Annotated in this window: 21 protein-coding genes; 13 read left to right on the forward strand and 8 right to left on the reverse strand. The window is 70.5% G+C overall.

Going from position 1 to position 26,253, the window contains the following annotated elements; all coding sequences use genetic code 11:
• The 5 genes from ACFWPQ_RS05970 to ACFWPQ_RS05990 form a co-directional block, all read right to left on the reverse strand.
• A complete protein-coding gene (locus ACFWPQ_RS05970; protein WP_384030369.1) occupies positions 1 to 753 on the reverse strand; it encodes an amino acid ABC transporter ATP-binding protein in 753 nt (250 codons plus the stop codon).
• Complete coding sequence (locus ACFWPQ_RS05975) at positions 750 to 1,685, reverse strand: amino acid ABC transporter permease (protein WP_384030371.1); 936 nt, start codon at positions 1,683 to 1,685, stop codon at positions 750 to 752. The genes ACFWPQ_RS05970 and ACFWPQ_RS05975 overlap by 4 nt, the downstream gene beginning before the upstream one ends.
• Positions 1,682 to 2,566: an ABC transporter substrate-binding protein gene (locus ACFWPQ_RS05980; protein WP_384030373.1), complete on the reverse strand. Its 885-nt coding sequence runs from the start codon at positions 2,564 to 2,566 to the stop codon at positions 1,682 to 1,684. The genes ACFWPQ_RS05975 and ACFWPQ_RS05980 overlap by 4 nt, the downstream gene beginning before the upstream one ends.
• Positions 2,567 to 2,898: 332 nt before the next feature.
• Entirely contained in the window at positions 2,899 to 3,555 is a 657-nt protein-coding gene (locus ACFWPQ_RS05985) for an MBL fold metallo-hydrolase (protein WP_089100942.1), read from the reverse strand.
• A gap of 55 nt (positions 3,556 to 3,610) precedes the next feature.
• On the reverse strand, positions 3,611 to 4,300 hold the full coding sequence (locus ACFWPQ_RS05990) for a maleylpyruvate isomerase family mycothiol-dependent enzyme (RefSeq protein WP_384030375.1): 690 nt from the start codon (positions 4,298 to 4,300) through the stop codon (positions 3,611 to 3,613).
• A gap of 224 nt (positions 4,301 to 4,524) precedes the next feature.
• Between ACFWPQ_RS05990 and uvrA the strand changes: the two genes are divergently transcribed.
• Positions 4,525 to 7,572, forward strand: a complete 3,048-nt coding sequence (gene uvrA, locus ACFWPQ_RS05995) for an excinuclease ABC subunit UvrA (RefSeq protein WP_384030377.1) — start codon at positions 4,525 to 4,527, stop codon at positions 7,570 to 7,572.
• A 157-nt stretch (positions 7,573 to 7,729) separates the two neighbouring features.
• Here uvrA and ACFWPQ_RS06000 read toward each other — a convergent pair whose 3' ends face one another.
• Both ACFWPQ_RS06000 and ACFWPQ_RS06005 read right to left on the reverse strand, forming a co-directional pair.
• On the reverse strand, positions 7,730 to 8,647 hold the full coding sequence (locus ACFWPQ_RS06000) for a carbohydrate kinase (protein ID WP_384030379.1): 918 nt from the start codon (positions 8,645 to 8,647) through the stop codon (positions 7,730 to 7,732).
• Positions 8,644 to 9,756, reverse strand: a complete 1,113-nt coding sequence (locus ACFWPQ_RS06005; protein WP_384030381.1) for a LacI family DNA-binding transcriptional regulator — start codon at positions 9,754 to 9,756, stop codon at positions 8,644 to 8,646. The genes ACFWPQ_RS06000 and ACFWPQ_RS06005 overlap by 4 nt, the downstream gene beginning before the upstream one ends.
• A gap of 289 nt (positions 9,757 to 10,045) precedes the next feature.
• On the opposite strand from ACFWPQ_RS06005, the gene ACFWPQ_RS06010 reads away from it, so the two are divergent.
• The gene (locus ACFWPQ_RS06010; protein WP_384030383.1) at positions 10,046 to 10,474 is read left to right on the forward strand and encodes a Rieske 2Fe-2S domain-containing protein; all 429 of its coding nucleotides are present in this window, start codon (positions 10,046 to 10,048) and stop codon (positions 10,472 to 10,474) included.
• 28 nt (positions 10,475 to 10,502) lie between these two features.
• Here the strand turns inward: ACFWPQ_RS06010 and ACFWPQ_RS06015 are convergent, their stop codons facing one another.
• A complete protein-coding gene (locus tag ACFWPQ_RS06015) occupies positions 10,503 to 11,450 on the reverse strand; it encodes a hypothetical protein (RefSeq protein WP_384030385.1) in 948 nt (315 codons plus the stop codon).
• Between the two features lie 667 nt (positions 11,451 to 12,117).
• Here ACFWPQ_RS06015 and uvrC point away from each other — a divergent pair.
• The 11 genes from uvrC to ACFWPQ_RS06070 all read left to right on the forward strand — a co-directional run bounded on the left by uvrC (position 12,118) and on the right by ACFWPQ_RS06070 (position 26,182).
• Positions 12,118 to 14,250: an excinuclease ABC subunit UvrC gene (gene uvrC, locus ACFWPQ_RS06020; RefSeq protein ID WP_384030387.1), complete on the forward strand. Its 2,133-nt coding sequence runs from the start codon at positions 12,118 to 12,120 to the stop codon at positions 14,248 to 14,250.
• Positions 14,247 to 15,299, forward strand: coding sequence for an RNase adapter RapZ (rapZ, locus tag ACFWPQ_RS06025; protein WP_384030389.1), 1,053 nt, complete (start codon positions 14,247 to 14,249; stop codon positions 15,297 to 15,299). Before uvrC ends, rapZ begins: the two co-directional genes overlap by 4 nt.
• The gene (gene yvcK, locus ACFWPQ_RS06030) at positions 15,296 to 16,363 is read left to right on the forward strand and encodes a uridine diphosphate-N-acetylglucosamine-binding protein YvcK (protein ID WP_384030391.1); all 1,068 of its coding nucleotides are present in this window, start codon (positions 15,296 to 15,298) and stop codon (positions 16,361 to 16,363) included. The genes rapZ and yvcK overlap by 4 nt, the downstream gene beginning before the upstream one ends.
• Positions 16,354 to 17,343 carry a DNA-binding protein WhiA gene (gene whiA / locus ACFWPQ_RS06035; protein WP_089100932.1) on the forward strand — a complete coding sequence of 330 codons (990 nt, stop codon included), beginning with the start codon at positions 16,354 to 16,356 and terminating at the stop codon, positions 17,341 to 17,343. The genes yvcK and whiA overlap by 10 nt, the downstream gene beginning before the upstream one ends.
• Positions 17,344 to 17,511: 168 nt before the next feature.
• A complete protein-coding gene (locus ACFWPQ_RS06040; RefSeq protein WP_384030393.1) occupies positions 17,512 to 20,466 on the forward strand; it encodes a M14 family zinc carboxypeptidase in 2,955 nt (984 codons plus the stop codon).
• Positions 20,467 to 20,740: 274 nt separating this feature from the next.
• Positions 20,741 to 21,751 (forward strand): type I glyceraldehyde-3-phosphate dehydrogenase, encoded by a 1,011-nt coding sequence (gene gap / locus ACFWPQ_RS06045; RefSeq protein ID WP_189260903.1) that lies wholly within the window; start codon positions 20,741 to 20,743, stop codon positions 21,749 to 21,751.
• A 151-nt stretch (positions 21,752 to 21,902) separates the two neighbouring features.
• A complete protein-coding gene (locus tag ACFWPQ_RS06050; RefSeq protein ID WP_384030395.1) occupies positions 21,903 to 23,114 on the forward strand; it encodes a phosphoglycerate kinase in 1,212 nt (403 codons plus the stop codon).
• Between the two features lie 6 nt (positions 23,115 to 23,120).
• Positions 23,121 to 23,897 (forward strand): triose-phosphate isomerase, encoded by a 777-nt coding sequence (gene tpiA, locus ACFWPQ_RS06055; protein ID WP_384030397.1) that lies wholly within the window; start codon positions 23,121 to 23,123, stop codon positions 23,895 to 23,897.
• 111 nt (positions 23,898 to 24,008) lie between these two features.
• Positions 24,009 to 24,245 carry a preprotein translocase subunit SecG gene (secG, locus tag ACFWPQ_RS06060; protein ID WP_361284041.1) on the forward strand — a complete coding sequence of 79 codons (237 nt, stop codon included), beginning with the start codon at positions 24,009 to 24,011 and terminating at the stop codon, positions 24,243 to 24,245.
• Positions 24,246 to 24,455: 210 nt separating this feature from the next.
• On the forward strand, positions 24,456 to 24,791 hold the full coding sequence (locus ACFWPQ_RS06065; RefSeq protein ID WP_003976875.1) for an RNA polymerase-binding protein RbpA: 336 nt from the start codon (positions 24,456 to 24,458) through the stop codon (positions 24,789 to 24,791).
• 197 nt (positions 24,792 to 24,988) lie between these two features.
• On the forward strand, positions 24,989 to 26,182 hold the full coding sequence (locus ACFWPQ_RS06070; RefSeq protein WP_384030749.1) for an MFS transporter: 1,194 nt from the start codon (positions 24,989 to 24,991) through the stop codon (positions 26,180 to 26,182).
• Positions 26,183 to 26,253: the final 71 nt, after the last annotated feature.

Consider the following 26,253-nt stretch of genomic DNA (forward strand, 5'->3'; position numbering starts at 1 on the left):
TCAGAGCCGTCCGGCCTCCACGATCCGCCGCAGGAAGCGCCGGGTGCGCTCCTGCTGCGGATCGCCGAACACCTGCTCGGCCGTGCCGCGTTCGAGTACCACGCCGCCGTCGAGGAAGCAGATCTGGTCGGCGACGTCCCGGGCGAAGCCCATCTCGTGCGTCGCCAGCACCATGGTCATCCCCTCGCCCTTCAGATCACGGACGACGGTGAGCACCTCGCCCACCAGTTCCGGGTCCAGGGCGGCCGTGATCTCGTCGAGCAGCAGCAGCCGGGGCCGCACGGCCAGGGCGCGCACGATCGCCACCCGCTGCTGCTGACCGCCGCTCAGCCGGTCGGGGTAGGCGCCCGCCTTGTCGCCCAGCCCGAGGCGCTCCAGCAGTTCCCTGGCCCGCTCCTCGGCCTCCACGCGGGCGACGCCGTGCACCCGCCGCGGCGCCAGGGTGATGTTGTCCAGCACGGTCATGTGCGGGAAGAGGTTGTACGCCTGGAACACCACGCCGATACGGCGGCGCACCGCATCCTGGTCGGCGCGCGGGTCGGTGATCTCCTCGCCGTCCAGCCAGATCGCGCCGTCGTCGATCTCCTCCAGGAGGTTGGCGCAGCGCAGCAACGTCGACTTGCCGGACCCGGAGGCGCCGATCAGAGCCGTCACCGTGTGCGGGGCGACCTCCAGGTCGACGTCCCGCAGGACGACCGAGTCCCCGAACGCCTTGCGGACGGACTCCATGCGCAGGACAGGCGCGTCGCTCATATGGATCCTCCCTGGGCGCGCTGCCGGTCCATGCGGGCCGTCACCCAGTCCGTGAAGCGGGTCATCGGGATGGTCAGCGCCACGAAGACCAGCCCGGCGACGATGTACGGCGTGTAGTTGAGACTGCGGCCGACGATGATGTCCGCCGCCCGTACGGCGTCGATCGCGCCGCCGATCGACACCAGACCGGTGTCCTTCTGGAGCGACACCAGGTCGTTCAGCAGCGGCGGCACCTGACGCCGTACCGCCTGGGGGAGTACGACGTGGCGGAGCGCCTGCCGGTTGGTGAGGCCGAGCGAGCGGGCCGCCGCGCGCTGCGAGGGGTGGACGGACTCGATGCCGGCGCGGAACACCTCGGCGACGTAGGCGGAGTACGTCAGCGTCAGCGCCGTACCGCCCAGCAGCACCGGATCGACCGTCACGCCCTGCAGGCGGAGCGCCGGGACGCCCAGGACCACGATCATCAGGTTGATGATCAGCGGCAGCCCCCGGAAGAAGTCGGTGTACGCGGCCGCCAGCGCCCGCAGCGGGAAGAACACCGGTCCGCGCAGCGTGCGCGCGATGGCGATCAGCATGCCGAGGACCAGTACGGCGGCACCGCAGACGACCAGGAGCCGGACGTTCAGCCACAGTCCTTCGAGGACCTTCGGCAACGCCTCGCGCGCGTACTGCCCGTTGAAGAACGTCTCCTTGGTGCGCGGCCAGCCGGGTGCGCTGACGACGACCAGGTAGAGCACGGCCGCCGTGACCAGCGTCGAGAGCGCGGCGATCGCGGTGGCCCGGCGGGCGCGGGAACGCCGGTAGCGCTCCCGCTCCAGCCGCCGTGCGGAGGGCGTGTAGCCGTCGTCCGGGGCGCCCTGCGGGGCGCCGGCCGGCATGTCGCCCTTGTCGTCCGCGTCCTCCTGGCCGGACTCGTCCTTCGTGACGGTCACTTCAGCACCGGGGCGTCGACGGCGTCGGAGAGCCACTGCTTCTCCAGCTTCGCCAGCGTGCCGTCCTTGCGCAGCGCGTCGACAGCGCCGGTCACGCACGAGGTGAGGTCGCTGCCCTTGTCGAGGACCAGGCCGAACTGCTCGGGCGTGCCGCCCTGGTTCTCGAACTGGCCCACGATCTTCGCGTCCGTCACCTCGGCCGCGGTGATGTAGAAGGCGGTCGGCAGGTCGGTGACGATCGCGTCCACCTGGCCGTTCTTCAGCGCCGACTTGGCCTGGTCGTTCTTGGCGTACACGGCGGGCTCCTGCGACGGCTTCACCACGTCGGTGATGTAGTCGAGGCTCGTCGTTCCGACCTGCGCGCCCAGCTTGAGCCCCTTGAGACCGGCGATGCTCGTCGCCTTCGCGGCCTTGCTGCCCTTGAGCGCGATGACGGCCTGGCGCACGTCGTAGTAGCCGGACGAAAAGTCCACGGCCTTCTTGCGCTCGGTGCTGATGGACACCTGGTTGATGTCGAAGTCGAAGGTCTTCACCCCGGGCGCGAACGCCTTGTTGAACGGGACGCTCTGCCAGACGACCGCGCTCTTGTCGTACCCGAGCTGCTTCGCCACGGCGTAGGCGACAGCCGACTCGAAGCCTTCGCCGTTGGCCGGCTTGTCGTCCTTGAACCAGGGCTCGTACGCCGGTTCGTCCGTCGCGATCGTCAGCTTGCCGGTGGTCTTGGTGGCCAGTCCGCCCTTGGCGCAGGTGGCTCCGGCCGACGAGGAGGACGCGTCGGACGCCTTGTCCTCCGGCTGCGGAGCACAGCCGACGGCGGTGGCGAGCAGGGCTATGGTGGCGGTGGCGACAGCGCGACGCAGTGCGCTCGGGGCAGGGTGCATGGCGGGAGAGTGACAGCGAACGCCGCGTTTGTCCAGGTCAAGAGGGTATTTGTCCGCATGCTGGGAACGGGTGTTGCGGTCTTGTGAACGTTGCGCGTGGGGGAGCGGACACGCCGGGGCCGCCGGTCGAGGGCGGGGAATGATGACCGGCGGCCCGTACCGCGCAGGAGCCGTCATCCTGTGCGGGGCTGCCACCAGTTGACTGCGCGACAGCGCGCGCGGGGAGCGTGCGCTGGAGCCCGGCGCGTGCGAACCGTTCACACGGGGCGCGCGTGAAGGCACGCGCGCCCGCATTCACCACCCACGCCTGCACTCACCACTCGCGCCCGCGCTCACCACCCGCGCGCGTGCCACTCCGGCAGGTGCGGGCGCTCCGTGCCCAGCGTGGTGTCGTTGCCGTGTCCCGGGTACACCCAGGTCTCGTCCGGCAGGACGTCGAAGATCCTCGTCTCGACGTCGTGGATCAGGCTGGCGAAGGCCTTCGGGTCCTTGCGCGTGTTGCCGACACCGCCCGGGAAGAGGCAGTCCCCGGTGAAGACGTGCGGATGGCCGTGCGGGTCGTCGTAGACCAGGGCGATGGAGCCCGGGGTGTGGCCGACCAGATGGCGGGCGGTCAGTTCGACCCGGCCGACCCGGATCACGTCGCCGTCGCCCACGAGGACGTCGGTGGTGACCGGGATGCCAGGGGCGTCCTCCCGGCCCGCGTACGTCCGCGCGCCGGTGGCGGCGACGACCTCGGCCAGCGCCTGCCAGTGGTCACCGTGCTGGTGCGTGGTGACGACGGACGCGATGCCGTCGTCACCGATCATGCCGAGGAGTGTCTCCGCGTCGTTGGCCGCGTCGATCAGCAGTTGCTCGTCGGTGGCGCGGCAGCGCAGCAGATAGGCGTTGTTGTCCATCGGCCCGACCGCGATCTTGGTGATCATCAGGTCCTTGAGCTCGTGCACGTCCGCCGGTCCGCCGACCGTCACCTCTCCGCTGTACGTCATGGTCGTCAGCCTATAGCGGGGAGCGGGCGCCGATGTGCCGCGCGCTGCACGCGCGTTACAGCGGCGGCAGCGCGGGCAGGGCGCCGCCCTTCACGACCAGGGCCGAGCCGTCGCGGCGGCCGGCGAGCCAGCCCAGCAGGTCGGCGGCGGACCCCTCGACCGCGATCGGGTCCCCGGCCGCGCCGCCGCCCGTCGTCCAGACCCGGCCGCTGTCGCTGCGCAGCCCGGTCGACGGGACCTCCGGGTGCCCGCCGAAGCGGTCCGCGAGAAAGTCGATCTCCCGCTCGGTGAACTCCTGAGGCAGGTCCTCCAGCTCGTACCCGATCCCGAGGTCGACATGGTGCAGCTCGACCTCGGCCCAGCGGCGGAACGGCACCCTGGCGGCGATGTCGGTGACCCCGTTGCGCAGCTCCACCGTGCGCGTCCAGTCCGCGGGCTCGGCCGCCCGGGCCCGGAACCCGGCGTGGCTCTCGCGCAGGTCGTCGAGCTGGACGCCGAGCGCGCGCGGTGCGTCACGCTCGATGTCGGCGTCCCGTGCCTCGGCGGAGGCGTACATGCGACGTCCGTCCAGGACGTTGCCGAGCGCGTCCGCGTTGCGGGCGAGGTGGGCCAGGACATGGCCGACCGTCCAGCCCGGCAGCCGTGACGGTCGCGCGCCGGCCGCGTTGTCCAGTGCGGCGACTGCGGTGAGGAGCCGTTCGGTCGCTTCGTGTACAGACGCCAGGTCATGAGCGTGATCAATCATGGGGCTGACAGTAGCCCCGCCACACCTTCGGGTGAAGGTTTCGCGCGGGCTCCGTAAATCGAATGCGCGTGCTATATCGTCGGTGGCGGCGTCGGGCATGCTGGATGGTCCGGGATTGTTGATGCATCCAGGAATCCGACCGGCGTTGTCAGTGGCTCCCCCTAGTCTGAAGAAGCACGGGGCCCTGCCCCTGTCACTTCTCTCAAGAAAGGTGCGGACCGGCTGTGGCCGACCGTCTCATCGTCCGTGGCGCGCGCGAGCACAACCTCAAGAATGTCTCGCTCGACCTGCCTCGTGACTCGCTCATCGTCTTCACGGGCCTGTCCGGGTCGGGCAAGTCCTCCCTGGCCTTCGACACGATCTTCGCCGAGGGCCAGCGTCGCTACGTGGAGTCGCTCTCCTCGTACGCCCGCCAGTTCCTCGGGCAGATGGACAAGCCGGACGTGGACTTCATCGAGGGCCTGTCCCCGGCGGTGTCCATCGACCAGAAGTCGACCTCGCGCAACCCGCGCTCGACGGTCGGCACCATCACCGAGGTCTACGACTACCTGCGGCTGCTCTTCGCGCGCATCGGCAAGCCGCACTGCCCCGAGTGCGGCCGCCCGATCTCGCGCCAGTCGCCGCAGGCCATCGTGGACAAGGTCCTGGAGCTCCCGGAGGGGAGCCGCTTCCAGGTGCTCTCGCCGCTGGTGCGCGAGCGCAAGGGCGAGTTCGTCGACCTTTTCGCCGACCTCCAGACCAAGGGCTACTCACGTGCGCGCGTGGACGGCGAGACCATCCAGCTCTCCGACCCGCCGGCGCTGAAGAAGCAGGAGAAGCACACCATCGAGGTGGTCATCGACCGCCTCACGGTGAAGGACACCGCGAAGCGCCGCCTCACCGACTCCGTGGAGACCGCGCTCGGCCTGTCCGGCGGCATGGTCGTGCTCGACTTCGTCGACCTCCCCGAGGACGACCCCGAGCGCGAGCGCATGTACTCGGAGCACCTGTACTGCCCGTACGACGACCTGTCCTTCGAGGAGCTGGAGCCCCGCTCCTTCTCCTTCAACTCGCCCTTCGGCGCCTGCCCCGAGTGCACCGGCATCGGCACGCGCATGGAGGTCGACCCGGAGCTGATCGTCCCGGACGAGGACAAGTCGCTCGACGAGGGTGCCATCCACCCCTGGTCGCACGGCCACACCAAGGACTACTTCGGCCGCCTGATCGGCGCCCTCGCCGACGCGCTGGGATTCCGCACCGACATCCCGTTCGCCGGGCTGCCGCAGCGCGCCAAGAAGGCCCTGCTCTACGGCCACAAGACCCAGATCGAGGTCCGCTACCGCAACCGGTACGGACGCGAGCGCGTGTACACCACGCCCTTCGAGGGCGCCGTGCCGTTCGTCAAGCGCCGGCACAGCGAGTCCGAGAGCGACGCCAGCCGCGAGCGCTTCGAGGGCTACATGCGCGAGGTGCCCTGCCCCACCTGCCAGGGCACCCGCCTCAAGCCGATCGTCCTCGCGGTCACGATCATGGAGAAGTCGATCGCCGAGGTCTCCGGGATGTCCATCAGCGACTGCGCGGACTTCCTGGGCGAGCTCAAGCTCAACGCGCGCGACAAGAAGATCGCCGAGCGCGTGCTCAAGGAGGTCAACGAGCGGCTGCGGTTCCTGGTCGACGTCGGCCTGGACTACCTCTCGCTGAACCGCGCGGCCGGCACCCTCTCCGGCGGCGAGGCCCAGCGCATCCGCCTGGCCACCCAGATCGGCTCCGGTCTCGTCGGCGTCCTGTACGTCCTCGACGAGCCGTCGATCGGCCTGCACCAGCGTGACAACCACCGGCTGATCGAGACCCTGGTCCGGCTGCGCGACATGGGCAACACGCTCATCGTCGTCGAGCACGACGAGGACACCATCAAGGTCGCCGACTGGGTCGTCGACATCGGCCCCGGCGCCGGCGAGCACGGCGGCAAGGTCGTGCACAGCGGCTCCCTGAAGGAGCTGCTCGTCAACGAGGAGTCGCAGACCGGCCAGTACCTGTCCGGCAGGAAGTCGATCCCGCTGCCCGACATCCGCCGCCCGCAGGACCCGTCCCGTCGGCTCACCGTGCACGGCGCCCGGGAGAACAACCTCCAGGACATCGATGTGTCCTTCCCGCTGGGAGTGTTCACGGCCGTCACGGGCGTGTCCGGCTCCGGCAAGTCGACGCTGGTCAACGACATCCTGTACACGCACCTGGCCCGCGAGCTGAACGGCGCGCGGAACGTCCCCGGCCGGCACACGCGAGTGGACGGCGACGACCTCGTGGACAAGGTCGTGCACGTCGACCAGTCGCCCATCGGCCGCACCCCGCGATCGAACCCGGCGACGTACACCGGCGTCTTCGACCACATCCGCAAGCTGTTCGCCGAGACCACCGAGGCGAAGGTCCGCGGCTACCTGCCGGGCCGCTTCTCCTTCAACGTCAAGGGCGGCCGCTGCGAGAACTGCGCGGGCGACGGCACCATCAAGATCGAGATGAACTTCCTCCCGGACGTCTACGTCCCGTGCGAGGTCTGCCACGGCGCCCGGTACAACCGGGAGACCCTGGAGGTCCACTACAAGGGCAAGTCCATCTCCGAGGTCCTGAACATGCCGATCGAGGAGGCCACGGGCTTCTTCGAGGCCGTCCCGTCGATCGCCCGTCACCTGAACACGCTCAAGGACGTCGGCCTCGGCTACGTCCGCCTCGGCCAGTCCGCCACCACCCTGTCCGGCGGTGAGGCGCAGCGTGTGAAGCTCGCCAGCGAACTGCAGAAGCGCTCCACCGGGCGCACGGTCTACGTCCTCGACGAGCCGACCACCGGTCTCCACTTCGAGGACATCAGCAAGCTGCTGAAGGTCCTCGGGGGCCTGGTCGACAAGGGCAACACGGTCATCGTCATCGAGCACAACCTCGACGTGATCAAGACCGCGGACTGGGTCGTCGACATGGGTCCGGAGGGCGGTGCCGGCGGCGGACTCGTCGTCGCGGAGGGTACGCCCGAGGAGGTCGCCGCCGTCCCGGCCAGCCACACCGGCAAGTTCCTGCGCGAGATCCTCGGCGCCGACCGCATCAGCGACGCCAGCTCGGTCAAGGCCCCGCGCAGGACGGCGGCGAAGAAGGCGGCCCCCGCGAAGAAGACGGTTGCGGCGAAGTCGACCGCGAGGAAGACGGCGACCGTCACGGCCGCCGACGGCACGGTCACGGAGAAAGCGGCCGGAGCCACGAAGAAGGCCACGCCCGCGAAGAGGACGACGCGGGCCCGCAAGGCCTGAGGCTCTAGGACGGCCGGTTCGGACAAATCCAGAAAAGTACGGTGCCCCGCGGGAACTTCCCTCGGGGCACCGCTCGTTCCAACATCAGCCGCCCGATTCCCGCGGCCACGACGGACCTTGACTCCTCAACAGCGAGATCAGAGAAGATCAGAAAAGATCAGAGAGACAGCTCTCCGAGTTCGGAGGCGTACGGCGGCTCCGCACCCGCCCGCGAGCACGTGATCGCCGCAGCCCGCGCCGCGAATCGCAGCAGCCTCGTCCAGCCGTCCGCGCCCAGTCCCAGGAGCGCCTCGGGGGTGAGCGCGTCCTGGGCGGCCAGACCGTGCAGCAGAGCCGCGTTCACCGTGTCACCGGCGCCGATCGTGTCCACGACGGCGACCTCCTCGCCCGGGACGGCGTACACGGTGCCGTCGCGGGTGAAGGCGCTGAGACCGTCACCGCCGTGGGTGATCACCACGGCCGAGGGGCCCGCCGCCAGCCATTCGTGCGGAGTGCCGCCCAGCCACAGCGCGTCCTCCTCCGAGAGCTTGAGGAGGGTCACCGAGGGCAGCCAGCTCTTGAAACGCGCCCGGTAGGCGTCCGGATCCGCGATCAGACCCGCCCGGATGTTCGGGTCGAGTGCGGTGAACAGGCCCTGCCCGGCCGCGTCACGCATCAGCTCCTCGTAGGCGCTCGCCCCCGGTTCCAGGACGAGCGAGAGCGTGCCGAAGGACACGGCGCGGGTGGTGGCGGGCAGGCCGGCGGGGGCGGTGAACAGGCGGTCGGCGGTGCCCTCGACGTAGAAGGAGTACGAGGCGGAGCCCCGCGGGTCGATCGTCGCGGCCGCGAGGGTGGTCGGTTCCGGTCCGCGCCCCACGAGAGAGACGTCCACACCCGCCCGCCGCAGCCCGTCCAGCAGGGCCTCGCCGAAGGCGTCGTGGGAAGCGCGGGAGCAGAACGCGGTGGGGGAGCCGAGTCGGCCGAGGGCCACGGCCGTGTTGTACGGGCCGCCGCCGAGCGCCGGCTGCAGGGCCGCCAGGGCGCCCGTGCCCTGCGGTACCAGATCGATCAGTGCTTCACCGGCGACGACGATCATGAGAGAGATCCTTTCTGAAGGTGCACGGGGTGCACGGGGCGACTGGGCCGCTCGGACCGCGCCACCCGGCTGGCTGTCGGTGTCTCACCGTCCCCCTCCCGGCACCCGCACGACGTCCGGTGCACGAAGGTGCAGGGGAGTCGTACCGTCCGGGCGGGCCGGTCGGGGGCCGCCAGCCGTTCGAGGAGTACCCGGACCGCCTCGGCGCCGAGCTCCCTGCTGGGCTGGGCAATGGCGGTGAGCCGGGGCGAGAAGAGGTCGGCCCAGGCGAAGTCGTCGAAACAGCACAGAGCGATGTCGTCCGGTACGGAGAGGCCCTGCGCGCGCAGGGTGCGCAGGGCACCGATGGTCATCGCGTTGTTGGCGGTGACGAGCGCCGTGGGCGGGTCGGCGAGTGACAGCAGGGCGGCAGTGGCCTGCTCCGCGCCCGCGGATTCCGAGTTGCCGGGGATGACCAGGTCCTCGTCGAAGGCCGACCCGGCCGAGGCCAGCCCCTGCCGGTAGCCGATGACCCGCTCGCCGGTGGTGCTCAGCCCGGGCAGCCCCGCGACCAGGCCGATCCGGCGGTGCCCGAGACCTGCGAGGTGGGTGACGAGCCGGGCCATGGGCTCGGTGTTCTCGGCACAGACCTGGTCGAAGGGCGGGGCGGTGTCCGCGCGGCCGTCGATGACCCGGTCGAGGAGGACGGTCGGTACGGCATGACGGCCGAGGTAGCCGAGGAGCGCGCGCGGGTCGGCGGAAGGGGCGACGATCAGGCCGTCGACGCGGCGTTCGTGGAGGAGCTGGACGACTTTGTGTTCGTGCTCGGGGTCGTCGTGCGGGTCGGCGATGAGCAGGCTGTAGCCGTGTTCCAGGGCAGCGGCCTCGACGCCCTGGAGGATCTCCGTGAAGTAGGGGTTGCTGATCGCCGACACCGCGAGCCCGATGGAGCGGGTGCGGCTGGTCACCAGGGAGCGGGCGAGGGTGTTGGGCGTGTAACCCAGCAGCTCGATGGCGTCGAGCACGGCCTGGCGGGTGTGGGGCAGCACCGGGCGGGTCTCGTTCAGCACATGGGAGACGGTCGCCACGGAGACACCGGCGCTCCGGGCGACGTCGGCCATGGTGGGCATGGGGGCTCCCCTCGTCGCTTCCCGCCCTGGGCAAGGGCTCCCTGGTTCCCGCGCGGACTGCCGGTTCCGCTCGGACTGCCGTGGGGCCTTCGGCCGGGAAGCTACCCCATGGGGCACGGCTGCGTAAACGCTTACGCAAGCGTTTACGTCCTGTCCGGCGAGCCGCCGACCCCCTCGCCCGGTACCCCACCCCACCCCGAAGCGGGACGATCCGCCCAGGTAGTGTCGTCCCGCACCGTCCCGCACCGTCCCGCACCGTCCCAATCCACCAGGCCATCGGGAGCCCCTTGTGACCGCCCGCCCGTCCGCGAGCCGCCGTACCGTCCTGCGCGGAGCGGCCGTCACATCGGTCGCCGGACTGGGCGCAGCCGCCTGCAAGGCGCCCGGTGCTGGGGCCACGACCGAGGCCACACCGACCGCGCCGCTCGACCTCGGGGCCGACAGCGAGGTCGCCAAGGGTGGCGCCCGGCTCTACCGGGAGCACAACGTGGTCGTCAGCCGGTCCGCCGACGGCGGGCTGAAGGCGTACAGCACGATCTGCACGCACGCGGGGTGCCCGATCAACAAGCTCCAGGGCACGACCCTGGTCTGCCCCTGCCACGGCAGCGAGTTCGACGCCGCGACCGGGAAAGTGGTGCGGTCGCCGGCCACCGAGCCGTTGAACGAACTGCCGGTGAAGGCGTCGAACGGTCGGATCGTGGCGGGCCCCGGCGCCTGATCCGGGAGGGGGCGGGCTCAGCGCAGGTTCATTCCCAGTCCCAGCCGATCCCCAGGAGGCCCGGCCGTACCCGGGGCTCGACCAAGTGGACGGAGCGGTGCAGCCCGCTCAGCGGCAGGGTCTGCCGACCGCTGCGCGGGGCCGCCGCCGAGTGCTGGGCGAACCGGTGGCAGCGGGTCGGCAGCGCGTCGGCGGCGAAGCGCACCTGAAGGGTGTACTGGCCGCCGGGAAAGCCGAAACTGCGGACGTACTCGCGTGAGACACCGGCCGTGCCGTCCTCGACGGCGTAGCGGAAGAGGAAGGTGTCGCCGGAGCGCAGCCGGGTGCCGAAGAGGAGTTCGGCGACGAGGAGGCCGGTCTCCTGGTCCGAACGGACGCGTCCCGCGCGGCAGTTCTCCAGCGCGTGCACGGTCATGTGCTGCGGGGCGCAGCCGGGGTCGCCGTGGTGGACGGCCACGAAGCGGTCGACGCCGTCCCGGTGGGCGCGCACGATGTGCTGGGACTCTCGGGCGGCCAGTTCACGGTGGGCGCCGATCCGCACCCGCTCGTGGTGTCCCAGGGTGTGCAGGCCGCCGTCGAGGGACCAGCCGAGCTCGGCCTGCAGCCCGTCCAGGGCGTCGCAGGCCTCGATCAGCGAGCGGTACGAGCGGGTGGCGGGGCGGCGCACCGCCGGATCCTGGTCGGTCTCGGCGAGCAGCCGGATCAGGGACTCGTCCGGGAGCTGGAGGATCTCCTCCAGTGCGCGGACGGCACGCAGCGACTCCGGGCGCTGCGGGCGGCGGGCGCCCTGCTGCCAGTAGCTCAGGCTGGTGACGCCCACTTTTACGCCGTAGCGCGACAGATGGTGTTGCACGCGCTGGAGCGGCAGCCCACGGGCGGCGATCGCGGCGCGCAGGGCCACGTGGAAGGGTCCGCCGCGCAGGGCCGAGTCCAGTTCCGCGGTGGCGACGTCCGCGTGCTGTATGCCGTGCCGCATGCAGGGGGCCTCTCTGTTGGGGGGTGCAACGGCTGGTCAGGCCGTTGACGCGGTTCGGGGCCACCCCGTCGGCGCCGGGGCGGCCGCACCTGGGCACGCCGCGTCCGCAGGCCGTCGCTCACGGCCCCGAGTTCCCCCGCATTGAAGCGTGTTGACCAATCCCCGACAACACCTTCGGCCGGCCGGGAGAACTCACCTGGCCGAGGCGCGCCCCCGTGACCGGCGGGATCGTGCGGGTGCGGCCGTGCCGCCGTCGGCCAGGAGACCGGAGATCGTTCGTGGAGGAGGCGCCGATTTCCGGAGGAAGCCGGGCAAGATCCGTCACGAGGGGCTCAGCGGCTCCGCACCGGTCGCGAACCCGTCCCGCGTGCGTGGGGTGCCGGAGTGACTCGCGATGCCACCGAGGTGTCCGATTCCGCGATCCGCTTTCCTGGCAGGCGGCAGGCGGCAGGCGGCAGGCGGCAGGCGGCAGGCGGCAGGCTACGAGCAGCGGGCAGCTGCCACCGGCCCACCGCCCACCACTGCTCTCGCCGGCCTGCGGCCCCTGGGCATGCGACCCCTCCGTCCCGTCGGCTCCGTCTCCGAGATGCCAGTCGGCCCGTCCGTCCCGTGGACGGTTGTCCACAGGCTCGTCGCGGTGTCGGTGCTCGCCAGTAGGGTGTGAGACATGGCCGACCCCTCCAGCTACCGCCCCAAGCCGGGACAGATCCCGGACTCTCCCGGGGTGTACAGGTTCCGTGACGAGCACCGCCGGGTGATCTACGTCGGGAAGGCGAAGAGCCTGCGCCAGCGCCTGGCGAACTACTTCCAGGACCTGGCGGGCATGCACCCCCGCACCCGGACGATGGTCACCACCGCGGCGTCCGTGGAGTGGACCGTGGTGTCCACGGAGGTCGAGGCGCTCCAGCTGGAGTACTCCTGGATCAAGGAGTACGACCCCCGGTTCAACGTGAAGTACCGCGACGACAAGAGCTACCCGTACCTCGCGGTGACGATGAACGAGGAGTTCCCGCGGGTCCAGGTGATGCGCGGTCACAAGAAGAAGGGTGTGCGCTACTTCGGGCCGTACGGCCACGCGTGGGCGATCCGGGACACCGTCGACCTGCTGCTGCGCGTGTTCCCGGTGCGCACCTGCTCGGCCGGGGTGTTCAAGAACGCCGCCCGCACCGGCCGCCCCTGTCTGCTCGGCTACATCGGCAAGTGCTCGGCCCCCTGCGTCGGCCGGGTCGAGCCGGAGGAGCACCGCGAACTGGCCGAGGAGTTCTGCGACTTCATGGCGGGCCGCACCGGCACCTACCTCCGCCGTCTGGAGAAGCAGATGACGGAGGCCGCCGAGGAGATGGAGTACGAGCGGGCCGCCCGGCTGCGCGACGACATCGAGGCACTGAAGAAGGCCATGGAGAAGAACGCGGTCGTGCTCGCCGACGCGACCGACGCCGACCTCATCGCCGTCGCGGAGGACGAGCTGGAGGCGGCCGTCCAGATCTTCCACGTGCGCGGCGGACGCGTGCGCGGCCAGCGCGGCTGGGTGACGGACAAGGTGGAGGACGTCACCACCGGTGCTCTCGTCGAGCACGCCCTCCAGCAGCTCTACGGCGAGGAGACCGGGGACGCCGTCCCCAAGGAGGTGCTGGTCCCGGCGCTGCCCGAGCCGGTCGAGCCGGTCCAGGAGTGGCTCACCGGCCGCCGCGGGGCCAATGTCTCGCTGCGCATCCCGCAGCGCGGCGACAAGAAGGCCCTGATGGAGACCGTGCAGCGCAACGCGCAGCAGTCGCTCGCCCTGCACAAGACCAAGCGCGCCTCCGACCTCACCACCCGCTCGCGCGCGCTGGAGGAGATCGCCGACGCCCTGGACCTGGACAGCGCCCCGCTGCGCATCGAGTGCTACGACATCTCGCACCTGCAGGGCGATGACGTGGTGGCCTCCATGGTCGTCTTCGAGGACGGCCTGCAGCGCAAGAGCGAGTACCGCCGCTTCCAGATCAAGGGCTTCGCCGGCCAGGACGACGTGCGCTCGATGCACGAGGTGATCACCCGCCGCTTCCGCCGCTACCTCGCGGAGAAGGAGCGGACCGGCGAGTGGCTGGAGGACGGCGCCGAGGAGACCCTCGCGGACCCGGACACCCCCACCCCCTCCGAAACCGGAACGGAAACCGGAACCGACCCCGACGCCGGCTCCCGCAACGGTTTCAAGGACGAGGACGGCCGCCCCAGGAAGTTCGCCTACCCGCCCCAGCTCGTGGTCGTCGACGGCGGCCGGCCGCAGGTCGCCGCCGCCAAGCGGGCGCTCGACGAGCTCGGTATCGACGACATCGCCGTCTGCGGCCTCGCCAAGCGCCTCGAAGAGGTCTGGCTGCCCGAGGACGACGATCCGGTGGTTCTGCCCCGCACCAGCGAGGGCCTCTACCTCCTCCAGCGCGTCCGTGACGAGGCGCACCGCTTCGCCATCACCTACCAGCGCACCAGGCGGGCCAAGCGCTTCCGCGCCGGCCCCCTGGACGACGTACCGGGCCTCGGCGAAACCCGTAAACAGGCGTTGATCAAGCATTTCGGCTCGGTGAAGAAGCTGCGGTCCGCCACAATCGAGCAGATCCAGGAAGTGCCCGGGATAGGCCGCAAGACGGCCGAGACCATCGCCGTGGCCCTCGCCCAGGCGGCCCCGGCCGCACCCGCCGTGAACACGGCGACCGGAGAGATCATGGATGACAGGGAAGACGAGGCGCCCGAGACGACGGCGGACGCCTCGGGGGAGCCCGTACCCGCGGGCGCCCCGGACGATCGACGGGGCCAGGAGAGATGACCGAGCGCGACGCACAACCCACAGCACAGCGAGATCCGGCGTTCAGCGAAACGCAGGGCGAGCCTCAGGGAACGCACAACGAGGCCCGCCAGGATCAGCCGCAGGAAGCGGAAGCGACAGCGGCAGCGGTTCAGGAAAACGGAGCAGAAGTGAGTACGGACGTCACCCCCGCCGGGGTGCCCGAGGCGGCCATCCCCGAGCTGGTGATCATCTCCGGCATGTCGGGAGCCGGCCGTTCGACGGCGGCGAAGTGTCTGGAGGACCTCGGCTGGTTCGTGGTGGACAACCTCCCGCCGGCCCTCATCCCCACCATGGTCGAGCTGGGCGCCCGCTCCCAGGGCAACGTGGCGCGGATCGCGGTCGTGGTCGACGTGCGCGGCAGGCGCTTCTTCGACAACCTGCGCGAGTCCCTCGCCGACCTGGACAGCCGGAGCGTCACCCGCCGGATCGTCTTCCTGGAGTCCTCCGACGACGCCCTGGTCCGCCGCTTCGAGTCGGTGCGCCGCCCGCACCCGCTGCAGGGCGACGGCCGGATCGTCGACGGCATCGCGGCCGAGCGGGAGCTGCTGCGCGAGCTGCGCGGCGACGCCGACCTGGTGATCGACACCTCCAGCCTCAACGTGCACGAGCTGCGCGCCAAGATGGACGCCCAGTTCGCCGGCGACGAGGAGCCCGAGCTGCGGGCGACGGTGATGTCGTTCGGCTTCAAGTACGGCCTGCCGGTCGACGCCGACCTGGTCGCCGACATGCGGTTCCTGCCCAACCCGCACTGGGTGCCCGAGCTGCGCCCGTACACCGGCCTCAACGAGGAGGTGTCGGCGTACGTCTTCAACCAGCCGGGCGCCAAGGAGTTCCTCGACAGGTACGCCGAGCTGCTGCGGCTGATCGCGACCGGGTACCGGCGTGAGGGCAAGCGCTATGTGACGATCGCCATCGGCTGCACGGGCGGCAAGCACCGCTCGGTCGCCGTGTCCGAGAAGCTCGCCGCCCGCCTGGCCGCCGAGGGAGTGGAGACCGTAGTCGTGCACCGGGACATGGGGCGCGAGTGACCGAGCGCACTCCGCGGCTGAGCAGGCTGCGCCGGATGGTGCCCGAGTCCCGCGCGGGCCGTCCCGTCGAGGCCCGCGGCGCCCGGCCGCGTCGCCGCGGTGCCCAGCCCAAGGTGGTCGCCCTGGGCGGCGGCATGGGACTGTCCGCCTCGCTCGCAGCCCTGCGCCGGATCACCGGCGACCTCACCGCCGTCGTCACCGTGGCCGACGACGGCGGGTCCAGCGGGCGTCTCCGTGACGAGCTGGGCGTCCTTCCCCCGGGTGATCTGCGCAAGGCCCTCGCCGCCCTGTGCGGTGACGACGACTGGGGCCAGACCTGGGCCCGGGTCATCCAGCACCGCTTCCAGTCCAAGGGCGACCTGCACGAGCACGCGGTCGGCAATCTGCTGATCGTCGCCCTGTGGGAGCAGCTCGGCGACCACGTCCAGGCCCTGGACCTGGTCGGCAGGCTGCTCGGCGCGCACGGGCGCGTGCTGCCGATGTCCGCCGTGCCGCTGGAGCTGCAGGCCCTGGTCAAGGGGCACGACCCGGAGCGGCCCGAGGAGGTGGACATCGTCCGGGGCCAGGCCACCGTGGCGCTCACGCCCGGTGAGGTGCAGTCCGTGCACCTGGTGCCGCACGACCCGCCGGCCGTGCCGGAGGCGGTCGAGGCCGTGCTGGACGCGGACTGGGTGGTGCTCGGCCCGGGGTCCTGGTTCTCGTCGGTGATCCCGCACCTGCTCGTCCCCGATCTGCTCGACGCGCTCACCGAGACCAAGGCCCGTAAGGTCCTGTCGCTGAACCTGGCACCGCAGCCGGGAGAAACCGAGGGCTTCTCCCCGCAGCGTCATTTGGAGGTTTTGGGGCGACACGCCCCTAAACTCGCCCTGGACGTGGTGCTGGCCGACGAGGCCGCCGTGCCCGACCGCGACTCGCTCACCGAGGCCGCCAAGCGGCTGGGAGCCGCGGTCGAGCTGAGCCCCGTGGCCCGGACCGACGGTTCACCCCGGCACGACCCGGAGCTGTTGGCCGCCGCGTACGACCGTATTTTTCGGATGCATGGAAGGATCGGCCCATGGCGATGACGGCAGCGGTGAAGGACGAGATCTCCCGGCTACCCGTCACCCGGACCTGCTGCCGGAAGGCGGAGGTCTCCGCCATTCTGCGGTTCGCGGGCGGCCTCCACCTGGTGAGCGGGCGCATCGTGATCGAGGCGGAGCTGGACACCGCGATGGCGGCCCGGCGCCTCAAGCGGGACATCCTGGAGATCTTCGGCCACAGCTCCGAGCTGATCGTGATGGCACCCGGCGGGCTGCGCCGCGGTTCCCGGTACGTCGTGCGGGTGGTGGCGGGCGGCGACCAGCTGGCCCGCCAGACCGGCCTGGTGGACGGCCGGGGCCGGCCGATCCGGGGCCTGCCCCCGCAGGTCGTCTCCGGGGCCACCTGTGACGCCGAGGCGGCCTGGCGCGGCGCCTTCCTGGCGCACGGCTCGCTGACCGAGCCCGGCCGCTCCTCCTCCCTGGAGGTGACCTGCCCGGGCCCGGAGGCCGCGCTCGCGCTGGTCGGCGCCGCCCGCCGGTTGTCCATCGCCGCGAAGGCCCGTGAGGTGCGCGGGGTGGACCGGGTGGTCGTCCGTGACGGTGACGCGATCGGCGCGCTGCTGACCCGCCTCGGCGCGCACGAGTCGGTGCTGGCCTGGGAGGAGCGCCGGATGCGCCGCGAGGTCCGCGCCACCGCGAACCGCCTCGCCAACTTCGACGACGCCAACCTGCGCCGCTCCGCCCGCGCGGCCGTGGCCGCCGGGGCCAGGGTCCAGCGCGCCCTGGAGATCCTCGCCGACGAGGTGCCCGAGCACCTCGCGGCGGCCGGCCGGCTGCGCATGGAGCACAAGCAGGCCTCCCTGGAGGAGCTGGGCGCGCTCGCCGACCCGCCGCTCACCAAGGACGCCGTCGCCGGCCGGATCCGCCGTCTGCTCGCGATGGCCGACAAGCGTGCGTCCGATCTGGGCATCCCGGGCACCGAGGCCAACCTCTCCGAGGAACTGGCCGACAACCTCGCAGGCTGAGGCACCGTCAACTCACTGGTGCCGACGGCCGCAACGGTCGTCGGCACCGCCATTTGCGTGTTTTTTAAGCCACCGTCGACTGTCCGTGAGTCGCCCTTGACTGGATCATGAAGTGTCATGAGCCTGGCATGAGTTCGCCGCTGTGGCGGACCACTGCTAGGGGGGTACATGAGACACAGGGCGAGATCGATCCTCGCTGTCGGCGCGCTCCTGATCGGCGGAGCCGCACTCGCACCCATGGCGCAGGCGCAGACCGGCAGTTCGGGGAAGCCGGACCCCGGCGAGGTCAAGGTCTTCCACGCCGCCGTCACCAAGAAGCAGATTCCCCTCCTGCTCGAAGCCGGGCAGGACGGCCACGAGCTCGGCGACCAGGTCACCGGATCCGGGAAGACCGAAGTCGAGCTGTACCTCACCGACCAGCAGGCGAAGAAGCTGGAGAAGCAGGGTGTCGGCCTCACCGAGCACACGGTGTCGGCGAAGGCCGAGGCGCGGGTCGAGGGCGCCTCGGAGGGCGTGTTCCGCCCGTACAGCGGCAGCGGCGGGCTCGAATCGGAGATCCTCGCCACCGCGCAGGCCAACCCCGGTCTCACCAAGGTCGAGTCCATCGGCAAGACGGTCGACGGGCAGGACATCCTCGCGCTCAAACTGACCAAGGGCGCGAAGAAGTCGAAGGACGGCTCCAAGCCCTCCGTGCTGTACCTGTCCAACCAGCACGCACGCGAGTGGATCACGCCGGAGATGACCCGCCGGCTGATGCACTACTACCTGGACAACTACGGCACCGACAAGCGCGTCAAGAAGATCGTCGACTCGACCGAACTGTGGTTCGTGCTGTCCGCCAACCCGGACGGCTACGACTACACCTTCCAGAACTCCGACACCCGCCTGTGGCGCAAGAACCTGCGGGACGTCAACGGTGACGGTGTCATCAGCACGGGTGACGGCGTCGACCTCAACCGCAACTTCGGCTACAAGTGGGGCTACGACGACGAGGGCTCGTCCCCCAACCCCACCAGCGAGACCTACCGCGGCGCGAGCCCCGAGTCCGAGCCCGAGACCAAGGCGCTGGACGCCTTCGAGAAGCGGATCGGGTTCACCTACGGCATCAACTACCACTCCGCCGCCGAGCTCCTCCTCTACGGCGTCGGCTGGCAGGTGGCCACCCCGACCCCGGACGACGTCCTCTACAAGGCGCTCGCCGGCACCCCGGACAACCCGGCGATCCCCGGCTACCACTCGCAGGTCTCCTCGGAGCTGTACACGACCAACGGCGAGGCGGACGGCCACGCGTCGAACGTCAACGGCATGGCGATGTTCACCCCCGAGATGTCGACCTGCCAGACGGCCTCGGACATCGACCCGAACGACGCCTGGAACGCCGCCGACTGCCAGTCGGTCTTCAACTTCCCGGACGACGAGAAGCTGATCCAGGACGAGTTCGAGAAGAACATCCCCTTCGCGCTCTCCGTCGCCGAGACCGCCGCCCACCCCGACCAGCCGAGCTCCTCGGTCGACCTGAGCGCCGCCGACTTCACCCCGGCGACGTTCGCCACGTCGTACTCGCGCGGCGCCGACCAGGAGGTCTCCGTCGTCGTCCGCAAGGCGGTCCGCGACAAGGAGCTCAAGTACCGCGTCAACGGCGGCCGCACGCAGGACAGGTCGCTCAAGGCCTGGAAGGGCGGCGAGACGTACGGCGGCAACGACAACCTCTACTTCGACGAGTACCGGGCCAAGGTGAAGGACGGCGACCCGGGCGACAAGGTCGAGGTGTGGTTCACCGGTGAGACGAAGAGCGGCAAGAAGGTCTCCAGCTCGCACTTCACGTACACCGTCGCCGAGCGGGCCAAGGCGGACACCCTGGTGGTCGCCGAGGAGGGCGCCAAGGCCACCCAGGCGCAGACCTATGTCGACGCGCTGAAGGCGGCCGGGCACAAGGCGGTCGTCTGGGACGTCGCCACCCAGGGCGCGCCCGACGCGCTCGGCGTGCTGAAGCACTTCAAGACGGTCGTTCACTACTCGGGTACGAGCGGCCCCGGCAACGACACCCAGCTCCAGCTGCGCGCCTACCTCAACGAGGGCGGCAAGCTGGTCGAGGCGGGCGAGCTGGCCGGCGGCAGCGTGAACCTCGGCGACGGCACCCCGTCGAACGACTTCAGCCAGTACTACCTGGGTGCCTACTCCCGTACGTCGACGCCCGGGGCCACCGGCTTCACCGGCTCCGGCACGCTGGACGGCTTCAACGGAGCCCTGAGCGGCACGTCCGCCAACCCGCTCGACAAGGCCGGGACGTACGCCGTCACCTCCGACGAGCTCTCGCCCGACACCTACCCCCAGTTCGCCAGCGCGGGCGCGGGCCAGTTCGCCGGGACCGTCAACCCGTACGGGCCGTACTCCGGGTCGTACATGGCCGCGGCCGTCCACACCGACGACGCCTACAAGCGCCTCACCCGCACCATCGACCTCACCGGTGCCACCGCCTCCCAGCAGCCGACCCTCAGCGCCAAGCTGCTGTGGGACACCGAACCCGGCTACGACCACGCGGTCGTCGAGGCGCACGTCGTCGGCAGCGACGACTGGACGACCCTGCCCGAGAAGGGCGGCGCCACCAGCAGCACCGTACCGAGCGAGTGCGGGGCCGGCTTCCTGATCACCGAGCACCCGTGGCTCAAGCACTACCTGACCATCGCGGACAACCAGTGCACGGCGAGCGGCACCAGCGGCACCTGGAACAGCTTCACCGGCAGCTCGGCGGGCTGGCAGTCCGTGAACTTCGACCTGAGCGCGTACGCCGGGAAGTCCGTCGAGATCTCCATCGGCTACATCACCGACCCGAGCACCGGCGGGCACGGCGTCCTCGTCGACGACGCCTCGCTCGTGGTCGGCGGCACGGCCACCGAGACCGAGGGCTTCGAGACCTCCCTCGGGTCCTGGAGCGTCACCGGACCGCCCGCGGGCAGCCCGGCCGTGCTCAAGGACTGGGAGCGGACCGGGGCGCTGTTCAAGACGTACGGCGCCGTCACCACCGACCGCACCGTGCTGCTCGGTTTCGGCCTGGAACAGGTCAGTTCCGCGGCCGATCGTGCCGCTCTGGTGAAGAAGGCGTTGACAGCACTCGACAACTGATGCCGACGGCACTCGACATGTGAGCCGACCCGCTCACGAACGAGTGAAAGGACGGTAAAAACGGGTCGGCATTTCATGACAAAACGGTGTGATGCCACCCTCGATCCGAGGTGGTCCGTACCCCTACTGGCGGGTACGGGCCGCCTCGCCGTGTATGGGGCATCTGGATGTCACCGCGGGAGCCTCAGGGAGGTAGGGTCATGGGTGGTCGGGGACATCCCAAATACAGCTCGCCGGCACCGCATGGCCGGCGTACCAACGAGGAGATCGGTTCGTGACGATCCGCGTAGGCATCAACGGCTTCGGTCGTATCGGTCGCAACTACTTCCGCGCGCTGCTGGAGCAGGGCGCTGACATCGAGATCGTGGCTGTCAACGACCTGGGTGACACCGCGACCACCGCACACCTGCTGAAGTACGACACGATCCTGGGCCGCCTCAAGGCCGAGGTGACGCACACCGCCGACACGATCACCGTCGACGGCCACACCATCAAGGTGCTGTCCGAGCGCAACCCCGCCGACATCCCGTGGGGCGAGCTGGGCGTCGACATCGTCATCGAGTCGACCGGCATCTTCACCAAGAAGGCCGACGCCGCCAAGCACATCGCCGGCGGCGCCAAGAAGGTTCTCATCTCGGCTCCGGCCAAGGACGAGGACATCACCATCGTGATGGGCGTCAACCAGGACAAGTACGACGCGGCCAACCACCACGTCATCTCCAACGCCTCCTGCACCACCAACTGTGTGGCGCCGATGGCCAAGGTGCTCGACGAGAACTTCGGCATCGTCAAGGGCCTGATGACGACGGTCCACGCGTACACCAACGACCAGCGCATCCTGGACTTCCCGCACTCGGACCTGCGCCGCGCCCGGGCCGCCGCCGAGAACATCATCCCGACCACCACCGGTGCCGCCAAGGCCACCGCGCTGGTCCTCCCGCAGCTCAAGGGCAAGCTGGACGGCATCGCCATGCGCGTCCCGGTCCCGACCGGCTCCGCCACCGACCTGGTCGTGACGCTCCAGCGCGAGGTCACCAAGGACGAGGTCAACGCCGCGTTCAAGAAGGCCGCCGACGACGGCGACCTGAAGGGCTACCTGGCCTACACCGAGGACCCGATCGTCTCCTCGGACATCGTCGGCGACCCGGCCTCCTGCACCTTCGACTCCTCCCTGACCATGGTCCAGGAGGGCAACACGGTGAAGATCCTCGGCTGGTACGACAACGAGTGGGGCTACTCGAACCGCCTCGTCGACCTCACGGTCTTCGTCGGCAACCAGCTCTGATCGGCAGAACAGGCACCACGATGCGGTAGCAGGGCTCGGGCAGCGCACGGTCGCGCCGCCCGGGCCCTGACGCGCGTAAGGATCGACCCGACCACATACGGTTCGATCAGTCCTCGTACGATCAAGAGCCCTCCTGTAGGAGTCCCCAACCATGAAGACGATCGACGAACTCCTCGCCGAAGGGGTCGACGGCAAGCGGGTCTTCGTCCGCGCCGACCTCAACGTGCCGATGGCCGACGGTCTCATCACCGACGACGGCCGCATCCGCGCCGTCCTGCCCACCGTCAAGGCCCTGGCCGACGCGGGCGCCAAGGTGGTCGTCGCCTCGCACCTGGGCCGCCCCAAGGGCGCCCCGGACCTGAAGTTCTCCCTGCTCCAGGCCGCCGAGCGGCTCGGTGAACTGCTCGGCGCCCCGGTCGCGTTCGCCCAGGACACCATCGGCCCCGCCGCCCACGACGCGGTGAACGGCCTGGAGCCCGGCCAGGTCGCGGTCATCGAGAACCTGCGCTTCAACGCCGGTGAGACGTCCAAGGACGACACCGAGCGCGGCGAGTTCGCCGACCAGCTGGCCGCCCTCGCGGACGTCTACGTCGGCGACGGCTTCGGCGCCGTGCACCGCAAGCACGCCTCCGTCTACGACCTCCCGGCCCGGCTGCCGCACTACGCCGGCTACCTGATCGCCACCGAGGTCGGCGTCCTGAAGAAGCTCACCGAGGACGTCAAGCGCCCCTACGTGGTGGTGCTCGGCGGCGCCAAGGTCTCCGACAAGCTCGCCGTCATCGACGAACTGCTCGGCAAGGCCGACCGCATCCTCGTCGGCGGCGGCATGGTCTACACCTTCCTCAAGGCCAAGGGCTACGAGGTCGGCAGCTCCCTCCTCCAGGAGGACCAGCTCGACACCGTCACCGAGTACCTGGAGCGCGCCGAGAAGACCGGCGTGGAGATCGTCCTGCCGGTCGACACCCTGGTCGCTCCCGAGTTCCCGGACCTGTCGGGCAAGGCTCCGGCCAACCCCGCCACGGTCGCCGCGGACGCCATGCCGGCCGGGCAGATGGGCCTGGACATCGGTCCGGAGACCAGCAAGCTGTACGCCTCGAAGCTCGCCGACGCCGCCACCGTCTTCTGGAACGGCCCCATGGGCGTCTTCGAGCACCCCGACTACGCCGCGGGCACCCGGGCGGTCGCCCAGGCCCTCGTCGAGTCCAAGGGCTTCACCGTCGTCGGCGGCGGGGACTCCGCAGCCGCCGTGCGCATCCTCGGCTTCGACGAGAACGCGTTCGGACACATCTCGACCGGTGGCGGCGCCTCCCTCGAATACCTCGAGGGCAAGACGCTCCCCGGCCTCGCCGCACTGGAGGACTGACCCCGTATGACCACTCGCACGCCGATCATGGCGGGCAACTGGAAGATGAACCTCAACCACCTCGAGGCCATCGCGCACGTCCAGAAGCTCGCCTTCGCCCTGGCCGACAAGGACTACGAGGCCGTCGAGGTCGCCGTCCTACCGCCCTTCACCGACCTGCGTTCCGTGCAGACCCTGGTCGACGGCGACAAGCTCAAGATCAGGTACGGCGCCCAGGACCTGTCCGCGCACGACTCCGGCGCCTACACCGGCGAGATCTCCGGACCCATGCTGGCCAAGCTGAAGTGCACGTACGTGGTCATCGGCCACTCCGAGCGCCGCCAGTACCACGCCGAGACCGACGAGATCGTGAACGCCAAGGTCAAGGCCGCCTACAAGCACGGTCTGACCCCGATCCTGTGCGTCGGCGAGGAGCTGGACGTCCGCGAGGCGGGCAACCACGTCTCCCACACCCTCGCCCAGGTCGAGGGCGGTCTCAAGGACCTCCCGGCCGAGCAGGCCGAATCCGTCGTGATCGCCTACGAGCCCGTGTGGGCCATCGGCACCGGCAAGGTCTGCGGTGCCGGGGACGCCCAGGAGGTCTGCGCCGCGATCCGCGCCAAGCTCGCCGAGCTGTACAGCCAGGAGCTGGCCGACCAGGTCCGCATCCAGTACGGCGGCTCCGTCAAGGCCGGAAACGTGGCCGAGATCATGGCGCAGGCCGACATCGACGGCGCCCTGGTGGGCGGTGCCTCGCTGGACGCGGACGAATTCGTCAAGATCGTGCGCTTCCGCGATCAGTGATCGGGCCGAGCGAGTAGGCCCCCGGGACGATCCGTCGTACCCTTGCGGGGACAAGACGGCCTGCCGCCTTGTCCCCGTCGTTCATCCGAATCCGAGAGAGTTGGTCCAGCCGTGGTTTTGGGGTTCTCGATCGCCCTGATCGTCTTCAGCCTGCTGCTGATGCTGCTGGTGCTGATGCACAAGGGCAAGGGCGGCGGCCTCTCCGACATGTTCGGTGGCGGCATGCAGTCCTCCGTCGGCGGCTCCTCGGTCGCCGAGCGGAACCTGGACCGGATCACCCTGGTCATCGGTCTGCTGTGGTTCGCGTGCATCGTGGTCCTCGGCCTGCTGATGAAGACGAACAGCTGATCCGCGACTCGCACACACGCACAATCTGTACGTAAGGCCCCATGTTCGGTACGCGCACCTGAGCGCGGCCTATCATGGGGCTTGCGTCTAGGTGCGGGGGCGGTAACTCCCACCACTGGACGCGCGTTGGGCCTTACGTAGACTGAGGCGCTCGCAACGAAGCGACACGCCGACTCGCTTCGCGGCACCATCACGCAGGGAGTTACGACCGTGGCAAGTGGCAACGCGATCCGAGGTAGCCGGGTCGGGGCGGGGCCGATGGGCGAGGCCGAGCGCGGCGAGTCCGCGCCGCGTCTGCGCATCTCCTTCTGGTGCTCCAACGGGCACGAGACGCAGCCGAGCTTCGCCAGCGACGCGCAGGTGCCCGAGACCTGGGACTGCCCGCGCTGTGGCTTCCCGGCCGGTCAGGACCGGGACAACCCGCCGGACCCGCCGCGCACCGAGCCGTACAAGACGCACCTCGCGTACGTACGGGAGCGGCGCAGCGACGCGGACGGCGAGGCGATCCTCGCCGAGGCGCTCGCCAAACTGCGGGGCGAGATCTAGGAGTTGAGGCCGGCCGGGTGCCCATGGGGCGCCTGGCCGGAGCTGTCTCCGCGGCCGGGACCGGGTACGCGTCCGGCCCGTTGTCAGTGGTGCCCTCTACGGTTTGTGTATCAGCGAATCGTGAGGGGGCGGCGGTGACGGTGGGCGAGGGGGCACCCGCGTGGCGCGGGGGATTCGGGCGGCTGTGGACGGCCGCCGTGGTCTCCCGGTTCGGGGACGCGTTACGGGCGTCCGCGCTGCCCCTGCTGGCCGCGCGCCTGACCGACGACCCGCTCGCCATCGCCTCGGTGACCGCCTGCGGTTACGTGCCCTGGCTGCTGTTCGGGCTGCTCGGCGGTGCCGTCGCGGACCGGGTGGACCAGCGGCGCGCGATGTGGTCGGTGGACACCGTACGAGGGCTGCTCGTCGCCGCCTTCGCGCTCGCCGTGGCGCTCGGTCACGCCTCGATCCCGCTGCTGCTCCTGCTCGCCTTCGCGCTCACCACCCTGCAGACGCTCTTCGACAACGCCTCCACGGCCCTGCTGCCCTCCCTGGTGGACCGGCACGCCCTGGGCGGGGCCAACGCCCGGCTGATGACCGGCCAGCAGATCGCCGGCGGCCTGCTCGGCGCCCCGCTCGTGCCGCTGCTGCTGGCGGCCGGCGCGTTCATGCCCTTCGCAGCCGACGCGGGCACCTACCTGGCGGCCGCCGCCCTGGTCGCCTCCCTCCGGACCCGGCCGCCGGAGCGGGCGCCACGCCCGGCCGGCAGCACCCTGCGCACGGAGATCGCCGAGGGCCTGCGCGCCCTGTGGCAGGACCGCGCCCTGCGGGCGGTCTGCGTGGCCACCCTGCTGTGCAACATCGGCATGGGCGCCCTGATCGCCACCCTCGTCCTGCACGTGACGCGCTGGCTGCACGCCGGTACCGCGGGTTACGCGGCCGCCATGACCGCGTACTCGGCCGGCAGCATCACCGGCGGCTTCCTCGCCCAGCGCATCGCCCGCCGCACCGGCCGGGTGCGCGCCCTGCTGCTCGCCGGCACGGTGCAGACGTCGGCCCTGCTGCTCATGGGCACCGTCCGGCACCTCGCCGCCCTCGTCGCAGGCATGCTCCTGCTCGGCGCGATGAACATGGTGTGGAACGTCAACCAGGTCACGCTGATGCAGCAACGCGCGCCCGAGTCGATGACCGGCCGGATCGCCGCCGCCTTCCGCACCTCCTCCACGTCCGGCGCGCCGCTCGGCGCCCTCCTCGGCGGAGCCGTCGCGGGAGCCTACGGCCTGAACGGCCCCGCGCTGCTGGCCGCCGTCCTCTTCGGCCTGGCCGTCACCTCGTTGATACCGGTGCGCCGGCCGGACGTACCTGTTGTTGCGCCGCGGGACAGCGCGACAGCAGGCCGCGTCCCACGCTGATCAACTAGGTTGGAACCGGCAGCGGGGCAGGGACGCAGCAGGACAGGTGCAAGGAAGAAGGCTGAAGTCGG

This window comes from Streptomyces sp. NPDC058464 (assembly GCF_042721035.1).
Classification (GTDB): domain Bacteria; phylum Actinomycetota; class Actinomycetes; order Streptomycetales; family Streptomycetaceae; genus Streptomyces.

Excerpts from the sequence above, each read along its gene's own strand:
- ACFWPQ_RS05970 (WP_384030369.1), bottom strand. The coding sequence starts at position 753 with ATGAGCGACGCGCCTGTCCTGCGCATGGAGTCCGTCCGCAAGGCGTTC.
- ACFWPQ_RS05980 (WP_384030373.1), bottom strand. The coding sequence starts at position 2,566 with ATGCACCCTGCCCCGAGCGCACTGCGTCGCGCTGTCGCCACCGCCACC.
- ACFWPQ_RS05985 (WP_089100942.1), bottom strand. The coding sequence starts at position 3,555 with ATGACGTACAGCGGAGAGGTGACGGTCGGCGGACCGGCGGACGTGCAC.
- ACFWPQ_RS05990 (WP_384030375.1), bottom strand. The coding sequence starts at position 4,300 with ATGATTGATCACGCTCATGACCTGGCGTCTGTACACGAAGCGACCGAA.
- ACFWPQ_RS06000 (WP_384030379.1), bottom strand. The coding sequence starts at position 8,647 with ATGATCGTCGTCGCCGGTGAAGCACTGATCGATCTGGTACCGCAGGGC.
- ACFWPQ_RS06005 (WP_384030381.1), bottom strand. The coding sequence starts at position 9,756 with ATGCCCACCATGGCCGACGTCGCCCGGAGCGCCGGTGTCTCCGTGGCG.
- ACFWPQ_RS06015 (WP_384030385.1), bottom strand. The coding sequence starts at position 11,450 with ATGCGGCACGGCATACAGCACGCGGACGTCGCCACCGCGGAACTGGAC.
- uvrC (WP_384030387.1), top strand. The coding sequence starts at position 12,118 with ATGGCCGACCCCTCCAGCTACCGCCCCAAGCCGGGACAGATCCCGGAC.
- rapZ (WP_384030389.1), top strand. The coding sequence starts at position 14,247 with ATGACCGAGCGCGACGCACAACCCACAGCACAGCGAGATCCGGCGTTC.
- whiA (WP_089100932.1), top strand. The coding sequence starts at position 16,354 with ATGGCGATGACGGCAGCGGTGAAGGACGAGATCTCCCGGCTACCCGTC.
- ACFWPQ_RS06040 (WP_384030393.1), top strand. The coding sequence starts at position 17,512 with ATGAGACACAGGGCGAGATCGATCCTCGCTGTCGGCGCGCTCCTGATC.
- ACFWPQ_RS06050 (WP_384030395.1), top strand. The coding sequence starts at position 21,903 with ATGAAGACGATCGACGAACTCCTCGCCGAAGGGGTCGACGGCAAGCGG.
- tpiA (WP_384030397.1), top strand. The coding sequence starts at position 23,121 with ATGACCACTCGCACGCCGATCATGGCGGGCAACTGGAAGATGAACCTC.